This is a genomic window from Paeniglutamicibacter sp. ZC-3 (assembly GCF_025847175.2).
GTDB lineage: Bacteria > Actinomycetota > Actinomycetes > Actinomycetales > Micrococcaceae > Paeniglutamicibacter > Paeniglutamicibacter sulfureus.
Window position 1 is genome coordinate 172,109 of the sequence record NZ_JAOYTG010000004.1, and the last position, 19,304, is coordinate 191,412.

The window sequence follows — 19,304 nt, forward strand, 5'->3', positions numbered from 1 at the left end:
CCATGTCTGCATGAGCATCGTGCTGGTTGAAGGCGAGAGCGACGCCGTCGCCATCAGGACCTTGGCCCGGAGGCTGGCCCTGCCCGAACCCCGGGTGCTGCCCGTCGGCGGGTCCAAGGGCGCCCGCCGCGCCGCCGGCGAACTGAACGGCCAGCGGCTTGTCGGTTTGGTGGACGCGGCCGAGAGGCGCGACTTCGAGCGAGTGCTCGAGACGGTGTTTGTCTGCGACCCGGACCTGGAAGCCGAGTTCATCCGTGCCTTGGGCGTGGAAGGCGTCGAAGCGGTCATCGCCGGGCAGGGCGAGCTTGTGTCCTTCCGGCGCCTGCAGTCCCAGCCCTTCCAGCGGGCGCAACCCATCGATCGCCAGCTGGCGCGGTTCTTTGGCGGACGCAGCGGCAACAAGGTGCGCTACGCCGGGCTGCTGGCGGAGGCGGTGCCGTTGGAGTCCATTCCCGCTCCGTTGGCCTCGCTGCTGGCAAGCCTCTAAGTCTTCCGGGTGCCCGCGCGGTTCAGTGTCGGGTTCAGCGCTGGAAGGAATTCCTGGTCCAGGGGGCCGCCTAAATCGTGAGTGGGAACGCGCTGACGGGATTTAGTGCGATGCCCCATACGCGGACAGGAAATAGACCATCAGGGTTGTCGTTGCCATGGCCAGCGACGGCACCCAAAACGCAATGCGGTCATTGACCATCCGCGCAATCGTGAAAACCGCCGCTACGAGCGGGACGGCGAAAACCAAGACGATCACGGTTGTCACCGCCCACTGTGGCACCGACCGCGATTGGTGAAAACTTGACGACCCGGCAAGGGCGGCAAGGAAGAACAGCACGATCGCGACCACCGGCTGCACGACCAGGAGGATGATTGACATGACGCAGTCAACAACCAACAGGTGTCGCGGTGGCCGGTCATCGACCTGTGCTTCGCTATCCACTCATCGTCCTCACGCCTGCGCGGAGTGTCTGCCGCGGCCATCGACTGAGTCTATCCGGCGATCACCGGGCGCAGCTCCAAGAGTCACAGTAAAGTCCCGCATCTGCACCGGACCATAACGGTGCAGGGATTGGGAGCTCTACCCACACCTCGCCGATGCCGTCGACCAACACACCGCAGGGATACACCGGCCAGCTCCGGCAGCGTTGTTGGAGCACCCCCAAAGCCTGATCGAATATGTGTTCTAATCATTTTTCGAGGCACGACGGCCCTCGGCCTGGGGGCGGTTACAGCGACCGGTACATCAGGTTCAGCCCCACCATGCCGCGGTCGGGGTGGTTGAAGGCCCCGGGGATCGTGGCCAGGATGCTGAAACCCAGGGACTGCCACAACCGGATGGCGTGCGCGTTGGTGGCAACCACGGCATTGAACTGCATGGCCGTGAAGCCCTGCGCCGCGGCCTCCTCGATGACGTGGCGGCCCAGCGTGCGCCCCAGCCCGCGGCCGGAGGCATGGGAAGCGACCATGAACCCGGCATTGGCAATGTGCGAACCCGCGGCCGGCAGGTTGGGATGCAGCTCGGCGGTCCCCGCGATTTTCCCGTCCGGATCCACCGCCACATAGACCGTCCCGCCGGGCTTGTCCATCCACCAGGTGCGGCATTCTTCCTCGGTGGCATCCGCGGGCCAGCAGTAGGTCTGGCCGGCGCGGACCACCTCCTCGATGATGGGCCACAGGCCCGTCCAATCCCCAGGGGTGGCAACTCGAATATCCATCCACCCAATCTAATCCACCGCAGGCTCCATCGCCTGGTTGCGGATATGCATCTTCCCCCTGTTCCCGGCTGGCGGTGCACGAGTAAGGTGACGCCTAGGCGGGTACCCCTCGCAGGCACAGGGGAGTGGCACGGTGGAATCGGGAGGAAGGTGCACATGTCCAAGCGCAGCGACGCACGGGTGCGCGAACTGCTCGCCTCCATGGCCTCGATCGCCAGCGACCTCTCCGTCACCGCCATCACCCACCGCGTCCTGGACGAGGCGATGAAGATCTTCGGAGCCACCTCGGGGGTGCTCGAGCTGACCAGCGCCTCCCACCAGCAAGGACTCCTGGCCAAGGGCAGTGAAGCCGCCACCTTGGGGGAGCCGGCCGGCAAGGACGAAGCCAAGCGCCTGCGCCTGGAATTGATGACTCGGCAACACCACTTCGCCCGCCTCGCCCTGGGACCCAAGAACGGCAAGGACCGCTATTCCCAGGCCGACAGGAAGCTGGGGGAGGCGCTCGCCGGAAGTGCGGGTGTGGCCCTGGAAAATGCCCAGCTCTACCAGGACGCCGCCGACCGTGCCCGCTGGCTGGAAGCCTCTGCCCGCATCGGAGGTCTGCTGGGAGGCGAATCCCCCCACCACACCCAGGGCCTGAACGATGTCGCGGAGCTGGCGCGCCTCGAGGCCCGGGCCAAATACGTCCTGCTGCTGCTCCCCATCGACGGGGACGGTCCCGGCGCGAGTGGATACCGGATTGCCGGGATCAGCAGGCACGTGCACCCGCACCTGGCCGGCCGCGTCCTGCTGGAGCCGGGGGAGCGCCTCCGCTGGGTGCCGCACCGCACCGCACCGACCCTGCTGCCCACCCCCGAGGCAATCGTTCCGCTGGGGGAACTGGCCGACGGGACCCACACCCTGGTGGCCGCGCTGTCGGCCCGCGGCACCCACTACGGGTTGCTCGTTGCCATCAGGGAACACGGAACCGGCCCCTACCGCCCCGTCGAGAGCCAGATGGCAGGGATCTTCGCCGACAACGTCGCCCAAGGGCTGGGCCTGGTCCAGATGCACCACCTGCGCGAGGACGTGCTGCTCTACCTGGAACGCGAACGCATCGCCCGGGACCTGCACGACATCGTCATCCAGCGCATCTTCGCCGCCGGCCTTGGCATCAGTGCACTGCGCAAGCAACTGCCCACCGACGCCACGCGGGAACGTGCTAGCGGCATTGCCCGGGAACTGGACACCACCATCGCCGAATTGCGTGCCACCATCTACTCGCTGCGTGCCCATGCGGGGGAGACGGAGAGCCCCAGCTCCCACATCCTGCGCGCCATCCGCCGGGCCTCGGCACCCCTGGACTTCACCCCGGCGCTGCGCCTGGGCGACAACATCGACGCCCTCACCGACGAAACCACGCTCACCCACCTGTTGGCCGTGATCACCGAGGCGCTGAGCAACGTGGGGCGCCACGCCCACGCCCACACCGTGGAACTGTCCATCGAACGTACCGACGACACCCTGGCGCTCGTGCTGCGCGACGACGGAATCGGATTCATTGCCCCCGTGGCCGAAAGCGGTCTGGCAAACATGCGCCAACGCGCCGCAGAACTCGGCGGCACACTGGTCATTGACTCGGCCCCGGGGGAAGGGACAACGCTGCGCTGGGTCGTGCCGATGCCCGCCGAATCCTGAAGCGAGGGAAGGCTAGGTTCCCCCGTCGTTGCGCCCTGGCAGCGGATGGGTCACAAACACCGCAGCCTGCGTGCGGGACTCGAACCCCAGTTTCGCCAACATCGATGACACGTAGTTCTTCACCGTCTTCTCCGCCAAGCGCATGCGCTCGCCGATCTGCCGATTGCTCAGCCCCTCGCCGACCAGTTCCAGCACCCGGCGTTCCTGCGTGGTCAGCTGGCTGATGCGCGGGTCGGTGTTCTCGTGGGTGATGAGCCCCGAGACGATCCTGGCCTTGAGCCCCGGGGTGAACAGCGATTCGCCGCGAGCTGCCCGGCGCAGCGCGCGGATCAGGTCGTTGCCGGCGATCTGCTTGAGCACGTAGCCGACGGCCCCGGCAAGCACCGCCCCGCGCAGCGCCTGCTCGTCGTCGTAGCTGGTGAGGATCAGGCAGTTCAGCGACCCGTCGATCGAGCGCACGTCGCGGCAGACCTCGATGCCCGTGCCGTCGGGCAGGCGGGCGTCCAGCACCGAGACGTCGGGGCGCAGCGCGGGGATCTGCTTCCGGGCATCGCGCGCCGTCCCCGAGGTGCCCACTACCTCGAAGCCCTCACCCTCCAGCAGCTCGGCCAGGCCGCGGCGGACCAGCTCGTGGTCATCGAGGATGAAGACGCGGATGGGGGCGGCGGATTCGGCGTCGCGGTGGGTGCCGGTGGCCTGGCCAGGGGAAGCATCCGATGTCGCTGCGTGGTCCATGGCGGTTCCTCCCGATCCCCGTTAGCGTGTGCCGGTTACCGTGCACAACTCCCATCCTTGCCGCCGAACCCGCCCCGGACAAGGGGCCAAAGGCCCGTCGTGGAATTCCCGGCCCCGGGGATCTGCGGCAGCGGATGAAACGGTTCTCAGGCCTGCTGCGGGAAGCCGAGGAGCGAGCGGACGCGGGCATACTTTGCCGCCAGGCGGAGCCGCGTTGGTTCGGGCAATTTGGCGGTGCGGGCCGGATCGGTGTTGTCCTCGATGTCGGCGCGTTTGACGCGCAGGGCCGTGGGGTTGGCCCGGATGCGCCCGCAATAGTCTTCCAGCCGTTCGCCCTTGATCTTGGTGACCGCCCTGACCGCTTCGATGACGGTATCGGGGATTCCGGCCTCGCCGAGCTGCGCCGCGGAGACATCGCAGTCTTCGAGCACGTCATGCAACCAGGCGGCGGCCACTGCCTCGTTCGTGCCGCCATGCAGGCGTACGCCCGCGGCCACCCGGGCGGGGTGAGTGATGTAGTCGAGCCCTGCCTTGTCCACCTGGCCCGCATGGGCGCGGCGGGCGATGTCTTCGGCAATCCCCACGAATGCTTGTTCGGCCATTGGTTCCTCCGTTGCTTGCAGCACACTGTCCTGCTGCCCAGGGTACCGAGACCGGGGGACGGTTGGCCGCAGCGATTGACATTCCGGGGCCCGGGCAAACTACTCGACGCAGGAAGCGTTGGGCGTCCGTGGACGGCGAGGAACTCCTTGGTGGATGAGGCGAACGGCAAAACCCCTGCCGCGGGGGTTCCTAGGAGATGCCCTCTTGGGGCGGGTAGGTGAGGGCGGTTCCTTCGACCTGCGCGAACGAGGTGAGCGTGTGTGGGGTTGCCTTGGTGCTTGAAAAGATGTCCAGGACCTCGACGCCGCGCACCACCAGGGCGTCGCCGACCAGCGAGCGGTGGCAGCGCCAGGGGACGGCCTCTGCGCACATGATGGCGGTGTCGTTGTTCGTGGCACTCTCCAGCAGGTCATCGATGGCAGCTGCGAATTCGCCGGTCTGCATGTAGTCGGCGTAGCCGCGGAAGGAATCGTTGCGCCAGGCACCGTTGATGCTGTCCTTGTGGGTCGGGCGCAGGCCGCCGAGTTCCTTGGCGCGGCGGTAGCCGATGCCGGCGGCGTCCAGGCTTGCGGCCAGGTCCTCGCCGTTGAATTGGGGGTTGTGCCGGGACTTGGGAATGGTCCGGATGTCCACGAGCTGCTTGATGCCGTGGGCGCGTAGGATCTCAATGAAGTCGGCGACCTCGTGGGTCGAATGGCCGATGGTGTGGATGCGGGTGGTGGCCATGATGTGCTCCCCTCGTGCCAACCCTGCTTGGATGCCGGGAACGGAAACGGCGCTTGTCTTCAGCGTAGGCGACTTCCCTGCCCATGCCCATGGCTTGCCGCGGCGGCACTCATCGGCGCTGGGGCTGCGGCGGCCGGCCTTCAAGCCACTGGGCACGGGTGATCGCGTATTCGACATCACCGAGCTCGTCGCCGTCGATACGCACCGGCCAGTCGGCGACAAAATGGCGGACCAGGTCCATCCCGCATTTTTCCATGACCATCCGCGAGGCGATGTTCACCGCCATGGTGCTGGCATGGACCCGGGTGACGTCGATGGAATCCGCGCAGAACGCGTGGTCGATGAGCGCGGAGGCCCCCTCGGTGGCCAGGCCTTGGCCCCAGAAACGGTGTTTGAGCCGGAAGCCAAGCTCCGGATCGTCCGCCGGGTCCCCGGGCTCGGGGCGCAGGTGGAACCACGCGGCGAATTCCCCGCTGTCGCGCAGCTGCGCCACCCAGAACCCGAAGTCGGGTCCCTTCCGGTGGTACTGAAGGTAGGCGGGGATGTACTCGTCGATGATTTCCTGCCGGGGCGTGGGCTTGGAGTTGGAGATGTAGCGCATGACCCGCGGATCCGAATCCAGCTCCTCCAGCAGCCCGGCGTCGTCGGCGGTGAATTCGCGCAGCTGGAGCCGCGCGGTCTGCAGCAGGATCCTCATGTCACCAGTGTGCACCGGGACCGGCGCCCTGGAACAGCCTTGGCCCGCAACCCTGTCGGCATTGTTGCCATCCGGTCAGGGCATGCCACCGCACCTATTCCTTGACGGCCCCCTCGAGCATGCCCTTGATGAAGTGGCGCTGCATCAGGAAATAGAGCAGGACCACCGGCAGCGCCACCAGCACCGCTGCCGCGGCCAACAAGGCCGTGCCCTGGGTGTACTGCCCTTGGAAGAAGGCCAGGCCCAACGGCGCGGTGCGAAACGCCCCGGAGGGTGACATCACCAGCGGGATCAGGAACTCGTTCCAGGTCCACATGAACATCAGCACGACCATGGTGGTGATGGCCGGGCGCCCCATGGGCACCAGGATGGAAACGAGGATGCGGGCCTTGGAGGCCCCGTCCACGCGCGCGGCATCCATGATCGAGGGGCTCACGGACTTGAAGTAGGCGCGCATCCAGTAGGTGCCGAACGCGACCGACTGCGCGACCTGGGGCAGGGCCACGGCCCAGAGCGTGTCCGTGAGCCCGAAGGTGCGCAGGTCAAAGAACAGCGGCACGATGATGGCCTCGGAAGGCACCATGATGCCCAGCAGGAAGAGGTAGAAGAGCGCCTGCTCGCCGCGGAAGGACATGGTCCCGAACGCGTAGCCGGAGAGGATCGAGAGCACCACGGACAGGGACACCACGACCAGCGCCACCATCACCGAGGTGCCCATGTACTGGCCGAAGCGCCCCTCCACCCAGGCGGTGGCGAAGTTCGACGGGTGGAAGGCACCGTTGCGGGCGGCGGCCGCATCGGCCGGGCCGAAAGCGGTGGCCAGGATGGAAAGCACGGGGGTGAGCACGATGAGCGAGAAGCCGATGAGGATCGCGTAGTTCAGCGTGCGCTCGGTGCCCGAGACCCTCATGCGCCGCGCTCCGAGATCCGGTTCACGGCCAGCGTGATCAGGAAGATGATCACCGTCAGCGTGACGCCGATGGCGGCCGCGGAGCCGACCTGCCCGGTCTCGAAGGCCCGTCGGTAGACCTCGTAGCTGGGCACCGTGGTGGAGGAACCGGGCCCGCCGGAGGTGGTCATGTAGATCAGGTCGAAGGTCTTCAGCGAGGCCACGATGGTCAGCGTCAGCGCCACGGTGACTTCGGCGCGGACGGCCGGGACGATGATGGCGAAGAACTCGCGGATGGCCCCGGCGCCGTCAAGCCGCGCCGCCTCGAAAAGCTCGGTGGGGATCTTGGCCATGCCGGCAAGCAGCAGCACGGTGACCAGCCCGGTGGACACCCAGGAACCGACCAGCCCGACGGCCGGCAGCGCGAAGGCGTAGTCCCCGAGCCAGGAACGGGTGAGTGCCTCCAGCCCGATGGAGCGCAGCCCGGAGTTCAGCAGGCCGTCGGGGGCGTAGATCTGCTTCCAGGCCACGGAGACCACGACCATCGCAATGACCTGGGGCAGGAACACCAGGACGCGGAAGAGCGGCAGGGCCCGGACCTTGGCGCGGGTCAGCACCGCGGCCAGGACCAGGCCGATGCCGCAGGGCAGCAGCGCGTAGAAGAAGATGAAGGCCGCAGCGTGGCCGAACGCTGCGCGCAGGCGTTCATCGGCGAGGATGTCGGTGTAGTTCCCCACCCCCACGAAGGTGGCCAGGGACAGCCCGTCCCATTCGAAGAGGGAGAGGTGCACCGAGCGGGCCAGCGGGTAGAGCATGAACGCGGTGTAGATCGCCAGGGCCGGTGCAATGAAGAGGTAGGGCGTGATGGTGCGCCCGTGGCGGGCCGAGCGTGTGCCCGGCCCGCCGGTGGTGTCACTTGCCTTGGGTGAAGCCGGCATAGTCAGCTTCCATGGCGTCGGTGAACGCCTTAGCATCGAGCTTGCCGGCCAGCAGGCCCTGCAGCGAGTCGCCGAGGGTGTCTCCCATGGACGGGGTCGCGTAGTCCAGATACGGCAGCAGGGCGCCCTTGGTGGTGACGGTCTCGAACTCCGTGTAAACGTCCTTGAGCACGCCGGAGGCAGGGGCATACTTCTGGGTGTTGATGACCGGCAGGTTCCCGGTGTCGGCCAGCACTGCCATCGCCTCGTCGTTGGTGATGAAGTCGATGTAGGCGGCGGCCAGATCCGGGTTTTCCGTCTTGGAGGTCACGGTGAAGGGCAGCCCGGTGCCGCCGGTGGTGTGCGCGCCGGTCCCGGCGGTTGCCGGCGGGGCGAAGAACCCAACGTCCTCGCCCATGGCGTCGGCCAGGTCCGCGGCCATCCAGGAGCCTCCCATCAGGAACACGCCCTCGCCCTTGGCCAGGTTCTGCCAGGCGGCATCGTATTCGGTGCCGTTGACGCCCTCGTTGAAGTAGCCCTTGGCGTTCCAGTCGGCCAGTTCGGCCGCCGCGGCCTCGTTCTCCGGGGTGTTCCAGGTGGAACCGGCGTTGCCAAAACCAAGCTTCTCGATGTCCTCCGCAGGCGCCTTGGCGCCCTGCAGGGGGCCGAAGACGTGGCCCGCGGGCCACTTCTCGATGTTGCCCAGCAGCAGCGGGGTCTCGCCCTTGTCCTTGGCGGTGGCGATGGCGGACTCGAACCCGGCCCAGTCGGACGGGACGTCCAGGCTCAGGGATTGAAGCTTCTTCTTCGAGTAGAAGACGCCGACCACCTCGCCGACCTGCGGCAGCCCGTAGACCGAGCCGGATCCGAACGTGGTGCCGTCCGTGGAGTACTGCGAGTACTTCAGCACGGAGGCGGGGAAGCGTTCGGTCCAGCCGTAGGCCTGCGCCCACGCATCGAGCGGCAGCAGCTGCCCGGCCTTGACGAAGGAGCCCATGGTGTTGCGGCCGTTGTTGGCCTGGACCACGTCGGGGGCGTCGTTGCCGGACAGCGCCAGGCGCAGGGTCTTGCCCAGGTCCTCGAAGGACTGGGAGTTGCGCTCGATGGTCACGTTCGGATACTTGTCCTCGAAGGCGGCATTGAGCTTGGTCATCTGCTCGTTCTGCCCGCCGCGGACCTCCTGGTCCCAGACGGTGAGCGTCTGCTCGCCCATCTTTGAGACGTCCGTTTCCACGGGGGCACTGGTCAGCGGGGCAGAGGACGTGGGGGCCTCGGAGCCCGGCGTGCAGGCCGAGAGCGTCAGTGCCAGGGCCGCGGCAGCGGCCAAGGCACCGGTGAGGGTCTTGCCTCGGGGTTTCATGGTGGTCCTTTCATGCAAGGTACGTAGGTGCAAGTGATGCGAAATGTCTCGATGGCCGCCGCCGGGACGGCGGGTGCGGTTCAGCGGGCCGGCGGAAGTGGCTTGTATCCATTGGTCCGGTAGTGTGCCTCGGCCTCGGTCAGCAATCCGAACGTGGCCTCGGCGCGGCGCACGGCATTGAGCTGGTGCTGCGGCAGGACCTCGTCCAGGAAACCGTAGCGCTTGGCGATGTCCCGGCACTCGGCGTTCTCCCGAGCCCGCAGCTTTGTGGACTCCCACCAGTCGGCAATGTCTCCCCAGCCGGGGGAAGCCAGGGAGCCGCCAAAGTGCTTCACGGCCAGGGCCGAGCACAGCGTGGAGAAGAGCAAGCGCTGCTCCAGCGGCCAGCCGGCCAGGGTGCCGAGCACGATGCCGGCCGAAAACACGTCGCCGGCGCCGGTCGGGTCGATGGCAGGAACCGGCAAACTGGGAACGCGGGCGCGTTCGCCGGTGGTGGAGTCGATGGCGATGGCCCCCTCCACGCCCCGGGTGACGACCACCAGCGGGACGCGTGTCGCCAGGGCCTCGAGCGCTTCGTCCGGGGTGGAGGTGCGGGAGTAGGCCATGGCCTCGACGTGGTTGGGCAGGAAGCCGTGGCAGTGTTCCAGGTCCCCGAGCATGGCCGGATCCCACTTTTCGGTGGGGTCCCAGCCGACGGCTGCGAAGACCCTGCCCTGGTTCGGGCCGGTGGCCAGCCACCAAGGCGCCTCGTCCCCGGGCAGTGCCAGCTCGGCAATCATGGCCTTGGAAGTGGGCGGGGTTCCGATCAGCTCCATGGCGCTGACGGGCATCGGGTGGCCGTGGGTGACCATGGAACGGTCGCCGCCGCGGGCCAGGGAGACGGTGACCGCCGAATGCCACTCGGGGAAGATGCGCGAGCGGCTTAGGTCTATGCCCTCCTGCTCTTCCAGCAGCGACCAGGACCAGGCGCCGTAGGCATCGTCCCCGAAGCCGGCCGAGAGCCCGGTGGACAGCCCCAGCCGGGCCGCGGCCACGGCGAGGTTCGCGATGCCTCCGGGGACCGATCCCATGCCCTCGGCCCAGACCTCGGTGCCGGGCTGCGGGGCGGAGGGCAGGCCAGTGAAGATGATGTCGAAGAAGAGCGACCCGTGGAGGAAGAGATCAAGGTCGGTGCCGAGATTGGATGCTGTGTCCACCGCTGAGTTCCTCTGACTTGTGCCGCATGGAGCCTGCCGCTGCGGGTCGGGTCGATGCACCCCCGGATCGCCCGTGGCGGGGGGCCGCTGGGAGCACCCTTGGATTGGACGTTAGCATGCGTCCAGAGGCCGTTCAAGTGCTTGAAAATGATCGCTTTTGCCCATTTTTGACTGCTAGGGTGATGGCATGCTCATCAGCGCGCGGCAGGGATCCATTCTGCGCCGGATCCAGGAGACCGGTGATGTCTCGGTCCAGCAACTGGCCGATGACTTGGGCGTGAGTCTGTCCACCATCAGGCGGGACCTGAACCAACTCTCGTCCGAAGGCCAATTTCGCCGCGTCCACGGGGGCGGAAGCCTCGATGCGGACAAGATCCCCTTCCGCGAGGTGCTCGCCGCCGGTCCGCCGTCGAAGGAAAACATCGCCCTCCGCGCAGCCGAGCTGGTCAGGGACGGAGACGTGGTCCTGCTGGATATCGGGACGACCACCGCCTTGCTCGCCCGGGCACTGCGTGGGCGCCAGATTACGGTGATGACCTCCAGTATTGCGGTGCTCGATGAATTGCGCACCGACACCGAGGTGGAGCTGGTCATCCTCGGGGGAGTCCTGAGGCGCTCCTACCATTCGCTGGTGGGGTCGATGACCCTCGAATCGCTGGCCAACATTCGTGCCAGCATCGGTTTCCTGGGCTGCAGCGGAGTGCGACCCGACACCACGGTGCTTGACACCACCGGCATCGAGGTTCCCGTCAAGCACGCACTACTGACCACCAGCTCGAATATTGTGCTGTTGGCCGACGAAACGAAGTTCCCGGGGGTGGGCCTCCGCGAGGTCTGTACCGCCTCGCGCATTGGCACGCTGGTGACCAGCAAGGGTGCCGATCCCCAGACCCTCGAAGCATTCAGGACATCAGGAAGCGAAGTGATTCTGGCATGAAGCTGACCATCATCGGAGGCGGCGGGTTCCGGGTGCCGCAAATCTTTGAGGCCATCTCGGGCGACACGGAGACGGTGCGCATCACCGACCTGTGCCTCTTCGACTCCGACCCGGAACGGGTGGCAGCCATCGAGGCCGTGCTGGCGCAGCTGACCCCTTCCCTGCCCCGGCCCCCGCGCGTCACCACGGCCTCCGGAGTGGATGAAGCGGTCACGGGTGCCGCCTTCATCTTCTCCGCCATGCGCATCGGAGGCACCGGGGGACGGATCAAGGACGAGAGGATCGCCTTGGAAATGGGTGTGCTCGGCCAGGAAACCACAGGTCCCGGCGGGCTGGCCTACGCCCTGCGCACCCTGCCCCACGCCCGCGACCTCGCCGAGCGCGTGGCCAGGCACGCCCCCGAGGCAATGCTCATCAACTTCACCAACCCCGCGGGCATCGTCACCGAGGCCATGCGGGAGGCGCTGGGAGACAACGTCGTGGGCATCTGCGACACCCCGATCGGGCTCATGCGCCGGGCTGTCCACGCCATCGGATCCACCCCCGAGGACGTCGACTTCGACTATGTGGGCCTGAACCACCTCGGCTGGCTGCGCGGCCTCACCGTGGACGGAGTGGACAAACTGCCCGGGCTGTTGACCGACGACGCGGGGCTTGAAGGCATCGAGGAAGCCAGGCTCATGGGCTTCGACTGGATCAGGGCACTGGGAGCGATTCCCAACGAGTACCTCTACTATTACTACTTCCAGCGCGAAGCCACAGAGCGGCTGCGCGGCTCGGCCGAGACCCGCGGCGAGTTCCTGCACCGCCAGCAGGGACGCTTCTACGAGGAGGCCTGCCACCACCCCGACAGTGCGTTGGAGCTGTGGCAGCGGACCAAGCACGATCGCGAGTCGAGCTACATGGCCGAAAGCCGGCCCGAGTCCGAACGCACCGCTCGCCAGGCCTCCGACATCGAGGGAGGGGGATACCAGCAAGTCGCCCTCGACCTCATGACGGCCCTGCTCGGTGGCAAGCCCGCGACCATGATCCTCAATGTGGCCAATCGCGGTTTGGTTCCCCAGCTGCCCGATGACGCGGTGATCGAGGTGCCGTGCACCGTCACCGGCGACGGCATCGCGCCCAAGCGGATCGCGCCGGTCACCGGCGAGATGCTCGGGCTGCTGCAGCAGGTCAAGGCCGTCGAACGGTTGACGATTGCCGCTTCGAAAAACAAGAGCGGCGAGCTGGCCTGGCGGGCGCTGGCGGCCCACCCGCTGGTGGATTCAATCTCCGTGGCCAAGTCGTTGCTTGACACCTACCGGGAACAAATCCCGGGGGTTGACGCGGCCTTGTCCGGAGGCGAATGAATCAAGCTTCCGGTCCACGGGGAAAGGTTCAGTCGGCAACCCGGGCGTCAGCCTCGGCCAGCACCTGGTCGAACCCGCCGTCATGGAAGGAGCGGCGCTGGGCCACGGCACCGTTGCCCTCGCTCATCATCCGTTCAAGCCCTGCGCCGACGTATTCGGTGTCTCCGGTGGTCTTCAGTTCCGGGCGGATGTACTGCAGCAGCGACTCCAGGCGCCGGTCGATGCTGCACTTGGTGCCGGTGACCAGATCGTACTGGTTTCCGCGGATCCCAAATTTGGCGGCCTGCCACTGCGCCATGTCCAAGGCCTCGGGCGCCGGATTCGGGATGCGCCCGGGATTGTTGATGCCGGCGGAAACCAAGGCCCGCGCAATCAACGCCAGGAGGACGACGTCGGAGGCGCGCACCTGGGCATCGGCCGTCCTGATCTCCAATGTGGGGTAGCGCGTGGAGAGCCGGGCGGCCCAGCTGATGTGGCCTTGGTCAAGGACCACGTCGGAAGCCAGCAGGAACTCCATCCGGCGCAGGTAGTCCTGTTCATCAGCAAAATACGGCGGAATGCCTTGGATGGACCAGCGGCGGTACTGGATGGTGCGCCAGGACGCGAATCCGCTGTCGGATCCCCGCCAGTAGGGCGAGTTTGCCCCGAAGGCAGTGAGCAGCGGCAGCCATGGCCGGAGCGCGTTCATGGCCTCCACCCCGGAGGCAAGGTCGTCGACCCCCACATGGACATGGGTGCCGCTAAGGTAGTGCTCGGCGGTGATGGCACCGCAGAATTCGTTGATGGAATAGTAGCGTTCTGAAGCGTGCACAGTTGCCGGGCCGGACGGGATCCGCGGCGGCGTGCCCGACCCGACCAGGTGAAGCCCCGCCTGGCGCGCCACAGCCGAAAGTTCCCGGCGGGCGGCGGTGACTGACTCGATCGCCTCTTGGCGCGTGGTGCAGATCGGCGTACTGCGCTCCAGCTGGCAGGAGAGGAATTCGGGATGCGTGGGACTGCTTCCGCCGTTCACTGCCATCAAGTCGTTGTAAACGCTTCGCCGCGGGACGGCCGGCATCCCGGTTTCACGGTCGATGAGGAAGAACTCTTCCTCAATGCCAAAGGTGCGCACCTCGCACTCGCCCCTAATCGACTGCGGTCAAACCGGGCAGCTGCTGGCGGGCACCACGGGCAACCTTCGTGCTGTTGCCGCGATCCAGCTCTGTCACGCGGTAGTGCACATAGCGGGGATTCTCCGCCGCCAGCCTGACGGCCTGGCGGTCTTCGGGCACGTAGGTGGTGAGCATCCCGTAGAAGGACTCGCACGCGCCGCACCAATATTCAACGTCCCAGCATGGAGGCTGGACCCTTTTGGAGTCGAGCAGAAGGGTGACGTTTTCATAGACAAGATATTCGCTGGTGTCACAGCGTTCACAGGTCGGGGCATCATAGGATGGTGCCTCGTTCCTTTGGATGATCCAGGCACCGGCTGACGGGGTTGCCTGCCCGGAAAGCAAAGGCAATCGGGGCACACGCTTGGAAACTGACTTCTTCATGGAGACCACTTTCGACGTACCGTCCAGTAGGTTGGCACACGCTACGTGCAACAATTTCAGCATGTCCCGAACATGTCCCCTTTAGCAATGAATGGTCACCGTCCACGGGTCCGCCTAGCGCAGAATCCATGGCGGACGTTGGGAATAGCTCGATACCGGGCCCGCGCCGACCGGGCGTCAGGAGTTGATCCCCAGGCGCACCTTTCCGGCCTCGACGTGCCAGCGTGCATCCAGGCGCACATTGTCCAACAGGCGGCGGTCGTGGGTCACCAGGAGCAGGGCTCCCTCGTAGGACTCCAGTGCCTCCTCGAGCTGCTCGATGGCTGGCAGGTCAAGGTGGTTGGTGGGTTCGTCCAGCACCAGCAGGTTCACCCCGCGTGCCTGCAGCAGGGCAAGGCCCGCCCGCGTCCGCTCGCCCGGGGACAGATCCCGCACCAGGGATGCGGCTTGGTGGGCCTTGAGGCCGAACTTGGCCAGCAGGGTGCGAGCCTCGGCCGGGTTCATCTGGGGAACCGCAAGTTCAAATCCGTCGCCCAGGGCGGTGTCTTCGTCAAGGTGGCTGCGTGCCTGGTCGATCTCGCCGATGGCCACCGAGGACCCCAAGGTGGCCGATCCGGAATCCGGCGCCAGGTGCCCTAGCAGCAGTTTCAGCAGGGTGGACTTCCCGGCCCCGTTGGGGCCGGTGATGCCGATGCGGTCCCCGGCGTTGACCTGCGCTGAGACGGGCCCAAAGGTGAATTCGCCGCGGGTGATGGAGACTTCGTTGAGCGTGGAGACCACGGTGGAGGAACGCGGGGCGGCGGCGATCTCGAATTGCAGCACCCATTCCTTGCGTGGCTCGGCTACCTCGTCGAGGCGCTTGATCCGCGATTCCATCTGGCGGACCTTCTGCGCCTGCTTCTCCGAGGACTCGTTGGACGCCTTCCGGCGCAACTTGTCGTTGTCAGGGTTCTTCTTCATCGCGTTGCGCACACCCTGGGAGGACCACTCGCGCTGGGTGCGGGCCCGGGAAACCAGGTCCGCCTTCTTGTCGGCGAACTCGTCGTAGGCCTCGCGGGCATGGCGGCGGGCAATGGCCCGCTCCTCGAGGTAGGAGTCGTAGCCGCCGTCGTACACGGCGACCTGGTTTTGTGCCAGGTCCAGCTCGACGATGCGGGTCACGCAGCGGGCCAGGAACTCGCGGTCGTGGGAAACCAGAACGACCCCGGTGCGCAGCGAAGAGACGAAGGATTCAAGGCGTTCGAGCCCGGCGAGGTCAAGGTCGTTGGTGGGTTCGTCCAGCAGCACCAGGTCGAAGCGGGAAAGCAGCAGGGCCGCCAAGGCAACGCGGGCCACTTGTCCGCCGGAGAGTGCTGTCATGAGGGTTTCGGTGGGCAGGGTGAAGCCAAGTTCGGCAAGCGTCGCCGGAGCCCGGTCCTCAAGATCGGCCGCGCCGCTGGCCATCCAGTGCTCGAAGGCGGCGGCGTACGCGTCATCGGCACCCGGTGCCCCGGAGCCCAGGGCCTCGGCGGTGGATTCCATGGCCTCGGTTGCCGCAGCACAGCCAGTGCGCCGGGCCAGGTAGGCCTCGATGGTTTCTCCGTCGATGCGTTCGTGTTCCTGCGGCAACCAGCCGATGAACGCGCCGTCCGGTGCGCTGGAGACGGTTCCGCCCAGCGGAACGTCCACCCCGGCGAGCAATCGCAGCAGCGTGGATTTGCCAGCCCCGTTGGCACCCACCACCCCGATGACGTCCCCGGGGGAGACGGTGAAGCTGAGGGAGGAAAATAGTGTCCGGTTGGCATGGCCGCCGGCAAGGTCCTTGGCCACGAGTGTTGCAGTCATTGAACCAGTTTAGTTTCCCCGGACCCGTTGCCCGTCATCGGTCATCCAGGGTCCGGTCTCAGCGCAGCTATTGCGAACCCATCCAGTCTGTTTGGCAGTTATGGCTGGTCTGGATCCAGGAACCCGACTTCGTTACCGGTAGCTGCACCTTGGATCCGTTGGGCACCGTTTTGATGATGCCTGAACGCAGCGAAGGACAGCGACTCAGTTTGGAGTTTGCCCCGCATGCGGGTTCGTCCCACCGACCGTGACTTTGGACCCTACCCCCGCGCGGGAGCTGCGGGCAGGATGAGATGACAACCGAAGGGGCAATGTGCCAGGCAAGTGGGGCCCGTTGCACCGTCGGTGCCCGCACGGGCAACCTTCGCGATTCCGGAGAAGCCGTGGATCGGGGGATGGACGTAAGACAAAGGAGATCTAGACCATGAAGCGATGGACTGCATGGCAAAATTGGGTCGCCGTGGCCGCTGGCCTTTACACGGTCTTGGCCATGACCTGGACTACGGAAGTGGGACAGTCTGCCGCCTACATGCTGACCGGTGGTATCGCCTTGATCGTTATTGGCGTTATCAACCTTGCTGCCCCCGGGATGCCGGCGGCCGAATGGGTTCAGCTGGTCGTGGCGGCGCTGGTTGTTGCTTCGCCTTGGATGGGCAGCTTCGCCTCGGGCACGCCGATGGTGGCATGGCATACCTGGATTCCGGGTATTGTCGCTTTGGTTGCCTCGGCAATGGCCATCAAGCCGACGATGCGCATGTACCACGAGCATCATCCGGTTGGCTCGCACTAGGCGATCAACATTCAAAGGCCCGGTTCCCGACCGGGCCTTTCACTTGCGTCTTAGCGGTTTTTGAATACTTTTGGCCATAGGCTGGTGGCATGAGGCTTCGAAGCGAGAAACCGGCAGATCGGCAGGAGATCCGCAAGCTGACCGTGCGCGCATTCGCCGACTCGGACGCCGCCCGGGAACCCGGGGAAGCGGCGTTGCTGTCCGAACTCTATTCCTGCGAAGGGTACCTACCCGAATATTCCGTGGTGGCAGAAGTCAATGGCCACTTGGCAGGTCATGCGATCGCCACGCGCGGATGGCTCGATGGGGACATTCCGTTGCTGGGACTTGGCCCGGTGTCGGTGGATCCCGGGGACCAAAAGCATGGGGTCGGGACCGCACTCCTGAATGAGATCCGGGATCGCGCCGCCCAGCGCGGGGAGCGCGCGATCATATTGCTGGGCGAGCCGGAATACTATCGGCGCTTGGGGTACGTGCCGGCCGTGCCCCATGGGATCATTCCCTCGGATCCGTCCTGGGGCGACTATTTCATGGTGTTGAACCTCTCGCCGATGCCACTGCCCAAGGGCAACTTCCGCTATGCGGAGCCGTTCGGGGTCTAGCGTGGAGCCGTCGGCGCGGCCTGGGCAGGCAAAAGGCCACGGGTGCCAAGGAAGGTGGATTCCTTGGCACCCGTGGCCTGTGGATTGTCCGGTGTGGACTTAGTGGCTACGGCGCTTCCACGTGCTGGCGCAATTTGGTGGCCAGTTGCTGCAGCGTCGCAAATTCCTCGTCGGAGAGCGCGGTCCCAATGAGGTCGTGGATGCCCTTGACATGTTCGCGGCCCATCGCCTTCTGCAGCCGGGCACCTTCCTCGGTCAAGGAAATAAGGACAGCCCGCTGGTCGGTGGGATCCGACCGGCGCGAGACCAGGCCCTTGGCTTCCAGCCTGTCAGCCATGCGGCTGAGGCTCGGCTGGGAAATCAACAGGTGCTGGTTCAAGTCCGAAAGCCGGCTGGTCCCGGAGGAACACCTGGAGAGATTGAAGAGCACATCGTATTCACGGGTGCTGAGCTCCTTGAACTCCGGGAGTTTCTGGATCTCGCGCATCACCGTGACCTGCGCCCGGAATACTGCTTCCCAGGCGGCAGACGCGGAACGAAGCGAGGCCTGGCTAGACATTGGCTTTTCCGGCGGCGAGCTTGGCGTCGCGGGCCGCAACGCGGTTCGCGTGGGTCGGTGCCTCGGGGTGGTCGGCCGGCTTGCGGCTGGCCAGTTCCTTGCGCAGCGTGGGCAGCACTTCTTCGCCGAAGAGGTCGAGCTGCTCCAGGACGGTCTTGACCGGCAGGCCGGCGTGGTCGACCAGGAAGAGCTGGCGGTGGTAGTTGCCGAATGCCTCCTGGAAAGTCAGGGTCTTTTCGATCATTTCCTGCGGCGAGCCCACGGTGAGCGGGGTCTGGTCGGTGAAGTCCTCCATGGAGGGGCCGTGGCCGTAGACCGGGGCGTTGTTGAAGTACGGACGGAATTCATTCTTGGCGTCCTGGGAGTTCTTGCGGATGAAGAACTGCCCGCCAAGGCCCACCATGGCCTGGTCCGCGCGGCCGTGGCCGTAGTGCTCGTAGCGCTCGCGGTAGAGGTTGATCAGCTGGATGTAGTGTTCCTTGGGCCAGAAGATGTTGTTCGCGAAGAAGCCGTCGCCATAGTAGGCCGCGATTTCGGCGACCTGCGGGGTGCGGATCGACCCGTGCCAGACGAAGGGGGCCACGTCATCGAGCGGGCGCGGGGTGGAGGTGAAGTTCTGCAGCGGGGCGCGGAACTTCCCTTCCCAGTTCACCGTGTCTTCGTCCCAGAGACGGCGCAGCAGGTTGTAGTTCTCGATGGTCAGGTTCACCGAGTCCTGCATGTTCTTGCCGAACCAGGGGTAGACCGGGGCGGTGTTGCCGCGCCCGAGCACCAGGTCCACGCGGCCGTCGGCCAGGTGCTGCAGCATCGCGAAGTCCTCGGCGATCTTCACCGGGTCATTGGTGGTGATCAACGTCGTGGCAGTGGAGAGAATGATCTTCTCCGTCTGCGCCGCGATGTAGGCCAAGGTGGTGGTGGGGGAGGAGGAGAAGAACGGGCGGTTGTGGTGCTCGCCGATGGCGACGACGTCCATGCCGACTTCTTCGGTCTTCTTGGCGATGGCAACGATGTCCTTGATGCGCTGGGCCTCGCTCGGAGTTTTGCCGGTGGTGGGATCGCGGGTGATGTCGCTGACTGAGAAAATGCCGAACTGCATGATGCCTCCTGTTGGGCTGGGTGGACTTCGCTCTGGTAACCAGTATGCCAGATTTATATGCGTTTGCATGGAATAGCGAGAATCGTCACCAAATAATTCCCCAGGG

Annotated in this window: 21 protein-coding genes; 6 read left to right on the forward strand and 15 right to left on the reverse strand. The window is 66.0% G+C overall.

All coding sequences use genetic code 11. The features are described from left to right. Positions 1-10 precede the first annotated feature (10 nt). Positions 11-487 (forward strand): ATP-dependent endonuclease, encoded by a 477-nt coding sequence (locus OIU93_RS06900; RefSeq protein WP_264269347.1) that lies wholly within the window; start codon positions 11-13, stop codon positions 485-487. A 102-nt stretch (positions 488-589) separates the two neighbouring features. On the opposite strand, the gene OIU93_RS06905 is transcribed toward OIU93_RS06900, so the two are convergent. Beyond that, entirely contained in the window at positions 590-931 is a 342-nt protein-coding gene (locus OIU93_RS06905; protein WP_264269348.1) for a hypothetical protein, read from the reverse strand. Between the two features lie 286 nt (positions 932-1,217). Continuing rightward, positions 1,218-1,706 carry a GNAT family N-acetyltransferase gene (locus OIU93_RS06910; RefSeq protein WP_264269349.1) on the reverse strand — a complete coding sequence of 163 codons (489 nt, stop codon included), beginning with the start codon at positions 1,704-1,706 and terminating at the stop codon, positions 1,218-1,220. A 156-nt stretch (positions 1,707-1,862) separates the two neighbouring features. Between OIU93_RS06910 and OIU93_RS06915 the strand changes: the two genes are divergently transcribed. Further along, positions 1,863-3,383, forward strand: a complete 1,521-nt coding sequence (locus OIU93_RS06915) for a sensor histidine kinase (RefSeq protein ID WP_264269350.1) — start codon at positions 1,863-1,865, stop codon at positions 3,381-3,383. Positions 3,384-3,395: 12 nt separating this feature from the next. Here OIU93_RS06915 and OIU93_RS06920 read toward each other — a convergent pair whose 3' ends face one another. The 8 genes from OIU93_RS06920 to OIU93_RS06955 all read right to left on the reverse strand — a co-directional run bounded on the left by OIU93_RS06920 (position 3,396) and on the right by OIU93_RS06955 (position 10,506). Beyond that, a complete protein-coding gene (locus OIU93_RS06920) occupies positions 3,396-4,118 on the reverse strand; it encodes a response regulator transcription factor (RefSeq protein ID WP_264269351.1) in 723 nt (240 codons plus the stop codon). A 146-nt stretch (positions 4,119-4,264) separates the two neighbouring features. Continuing rightward, a complete protein-coding gene (locus OIU93_RS06925) occupies positions 4,265-4,720 on the reverse strand; it encodes an HD domain-containing protein (RefSeq protein ID WP_264269352.1) in 456 nt (151 codons plus the stop codon). A gap of 190 nt (positions 4,721-4,910) precedes the next feature. Beyond that, positions 4,911-5,447, reverse strand: a complete 537-nt coding sequence (locus OIU93_RS06930; RefSeq protein ID WP_264269353.1) for a DUF488 family protein — start codon at positions 5,445-5,447, stop codon at positions 4,911-4,913. A 109-nt stretch (positions 5,448-5,556) separates the two neighbouring features. Further along, positions 5,557-6,144 (reverse strand): GNAT family N-acetyltransferase, encoded by a 588-nt coding sequence (locus OIU93_RS06935; protein WP_264269354.1) that lies wholly within the window; start codon positions 6,142-6,144, stop codon positions 5,557-5,559. A gap of 94 nt (positions 6,145-6,238) precedes the next feature. Continuing rightward, positions 6,239-7,054, reverse strand: a complete 816-nt coding sequence (locus tag OIU93_RS06940) for a carbohydrate ABC transporter permease (protein WP_264269355.1) — start codon at positions 7,052-7,054, stop codon at positions 6,239-6,241. After that, positions 7,051-7,971: a carbohydrate ABC transporter permease gene (locus tag OIU93_RS06945; RefSeq protein ID WP_264269356.1), complete on the reverse strand. Its 921-nt coding sequence runs from the start codon at positions 7,969-7,971 to the stop codon at positions 7,051-7,053. Before OIU93_RS06945 ends, OIU93_RS06940 begins: the two co-directional genes overlap by 4 nt. Then, on the reverse strand, positions 7,946-9,310 hold the full coding sequence (locus OIU93_RS06950) for an ABC transporter substrate-binding protein (RefSeq protein ID WP_264269357.1): 1,365 nt from the start codon (positions 9,308-9,310) through the stop codon (positions 7,946-7,948). The genes OIU93_RS06945 and OIU93_RS06950 overlap by 26 nt, the downstream gene beginning before the upstream one ends. An 80-nt stretch (positions 9,311-9,390) precedes the next feature. Continuing rightward, positions 9,391-10,506 carry a PfkB family carbohydrate kinase gene (locus OIU93_RS06955; RefSeq protein ID WP_264269358.1) on the reverse strand — a complete coding sequence of 372 codons (1,116 nt, stop codon included), beginning with the start codon at positions 10,504-10,506 and terminating at the stop codon, positions 9,391-9,393. Positions 10,507-10,693: 187 nt separating this feature from the next. On the opposite strand from OIU93_RS06955, the gene OIU93_RS06960 reads away from it, so the two are divergent. Both OIU93_RS06960 and OIU93_RS06965 read left to right on the forward strand, forming a co-directional pair. After that, positions 10,694-11,443: a DeoR/GlpR family DNA-binding transcription regulator gene (locus tag OIU93_RS06960; protein ID WP_264269359.1), complete on the forward strand. Its 750-nt coding sequence runs from the start codon at positions 10,694-10,696 to the stop codon at positions 11,441-11,443. Further along, positions 11,440-12,792, forward strand: coding sequence for a 6-phospho-beta-glucosidase (locus OIU93_RS06965; RefSeq protein WP_264269360.1), 1,353 nt, complete (start codon positions 11,440-11,442; stop codon positions 12,790-12,792). Before OIU93_RS06960 ends, OIU93_RS06965 begins: the two co-directional genes overlap by 4 nt. A 28-nt stretch (positions 12,793-12,820) precedes the next feature. On the opposite strand, the gene OIU93_RS06970 is transcribed toward OIU93_RS06965, so the two are convergent. The 3 genes from OIU93_RS06970 to OIU93_RS06980 form a co-directional block, all read right to left on the reverse strand. Further along, on the reverse strand, positions 12,821-13,903 hold the full coding sequence (locus OIU93_RS06970) for a YbdK family carboxylate-amine ligase (RefSeq protein ID WP_264269361.1): 1,083 nt from the start codon (positions 13,901-13,903) through the stop codon (positions 12,821-12,823). Positions 13,904-13,916: 13 nt separating this feature from the next. Further along, positions 13,917-14,327, reverse strand: a complete 411-nt coding sequence (locus tag OIU93_RS06975) for a hypothetical protein (RefSeq protein ID WP_264269362.1) — start codon at positions 14,325-14,327, stop codon at positions 13,917-13,919. Between the two features lie 177 nt (positions 14,328-14,504). Continuing rightward, the gene (locus OIU93_RS06980) at positions 14,505-16,151 is read right to left on the reverse strand and encodes an ABC-F family ATP-binding cassette domain-containing protein (protein ID WP_264269363.1); all 1,647 of its coding nucleotides are present in this window, start codon (positions 16,149-16,151) and stop codon (positions 14,505-14,507) included. 424 nt (positions 16,152-16,575) lie between these two features. On the opposite strand from OIU93_RS06980, the gene OIU93_RS06985 reads away from it, so the two are divergent. Both OIU93_RS06985 and OIU93_RS06990 read left to right on the forward strand, forming a co-directional pair. After that, positions 16,576-16,941 (forward strand): SPW repeat protein, encoded by a 366-nt coding sequence (locus OIU93_RS06985; RefSeq protein WP_264269364.1) that lies wholly within the window; start codon positions 16,576-16,578, stop codon positions 16,939-16,941. A gap of 89 nt (positions 16,942-17,030) precedes the next feature. Beyond that, positions 17,031-17,543 (forward strand): GNAT family N-acetyltransferase, encoded by a 513-nt coding sequence (locus OIU93_RS06990; protein WP_264269365.1) that lies wholly within the window; start codon positions 17,031-17,033, stop codon positions 17,541-17,543. Positions 17,544-17,649: 106 nt separating this feature from the next. On the opposite strand, the gene OIU93_RS06995 is transcribed toward OIU93_RS06990, so the two are convergent. Both OIU93_RS06995 and OIU93_RS07000 read right to left on the reverse strand, forming a co-directional pair. Then, positions 17,650-18,102 (reverse strand): MarR family winged helix-turn-helix transcriptional regulator, encoded by a 453-nt coding sequence (locus tag OIU93_RS06995; protein WP_264269366.1) that lies wholly within the window; start codon positions 18,100-18,102, stop codon positions 17,650-17,652. After that, entirely contained in the window at positions 18,095-19,198 is a 1,104-nt protein-coding gene (locus OIU93_RS07000) for an LLM class flavin-dependent oxidoreductase (protein WP_264269367.1), read from the reverse strand. Before OIU93_RS07000 ends, OIU93_RS06995 begins: the two co-directional genes overlap by 8 nt. Between the last annotated feature and the right edge of the window lie 106 nt (positions 19,199-19,304).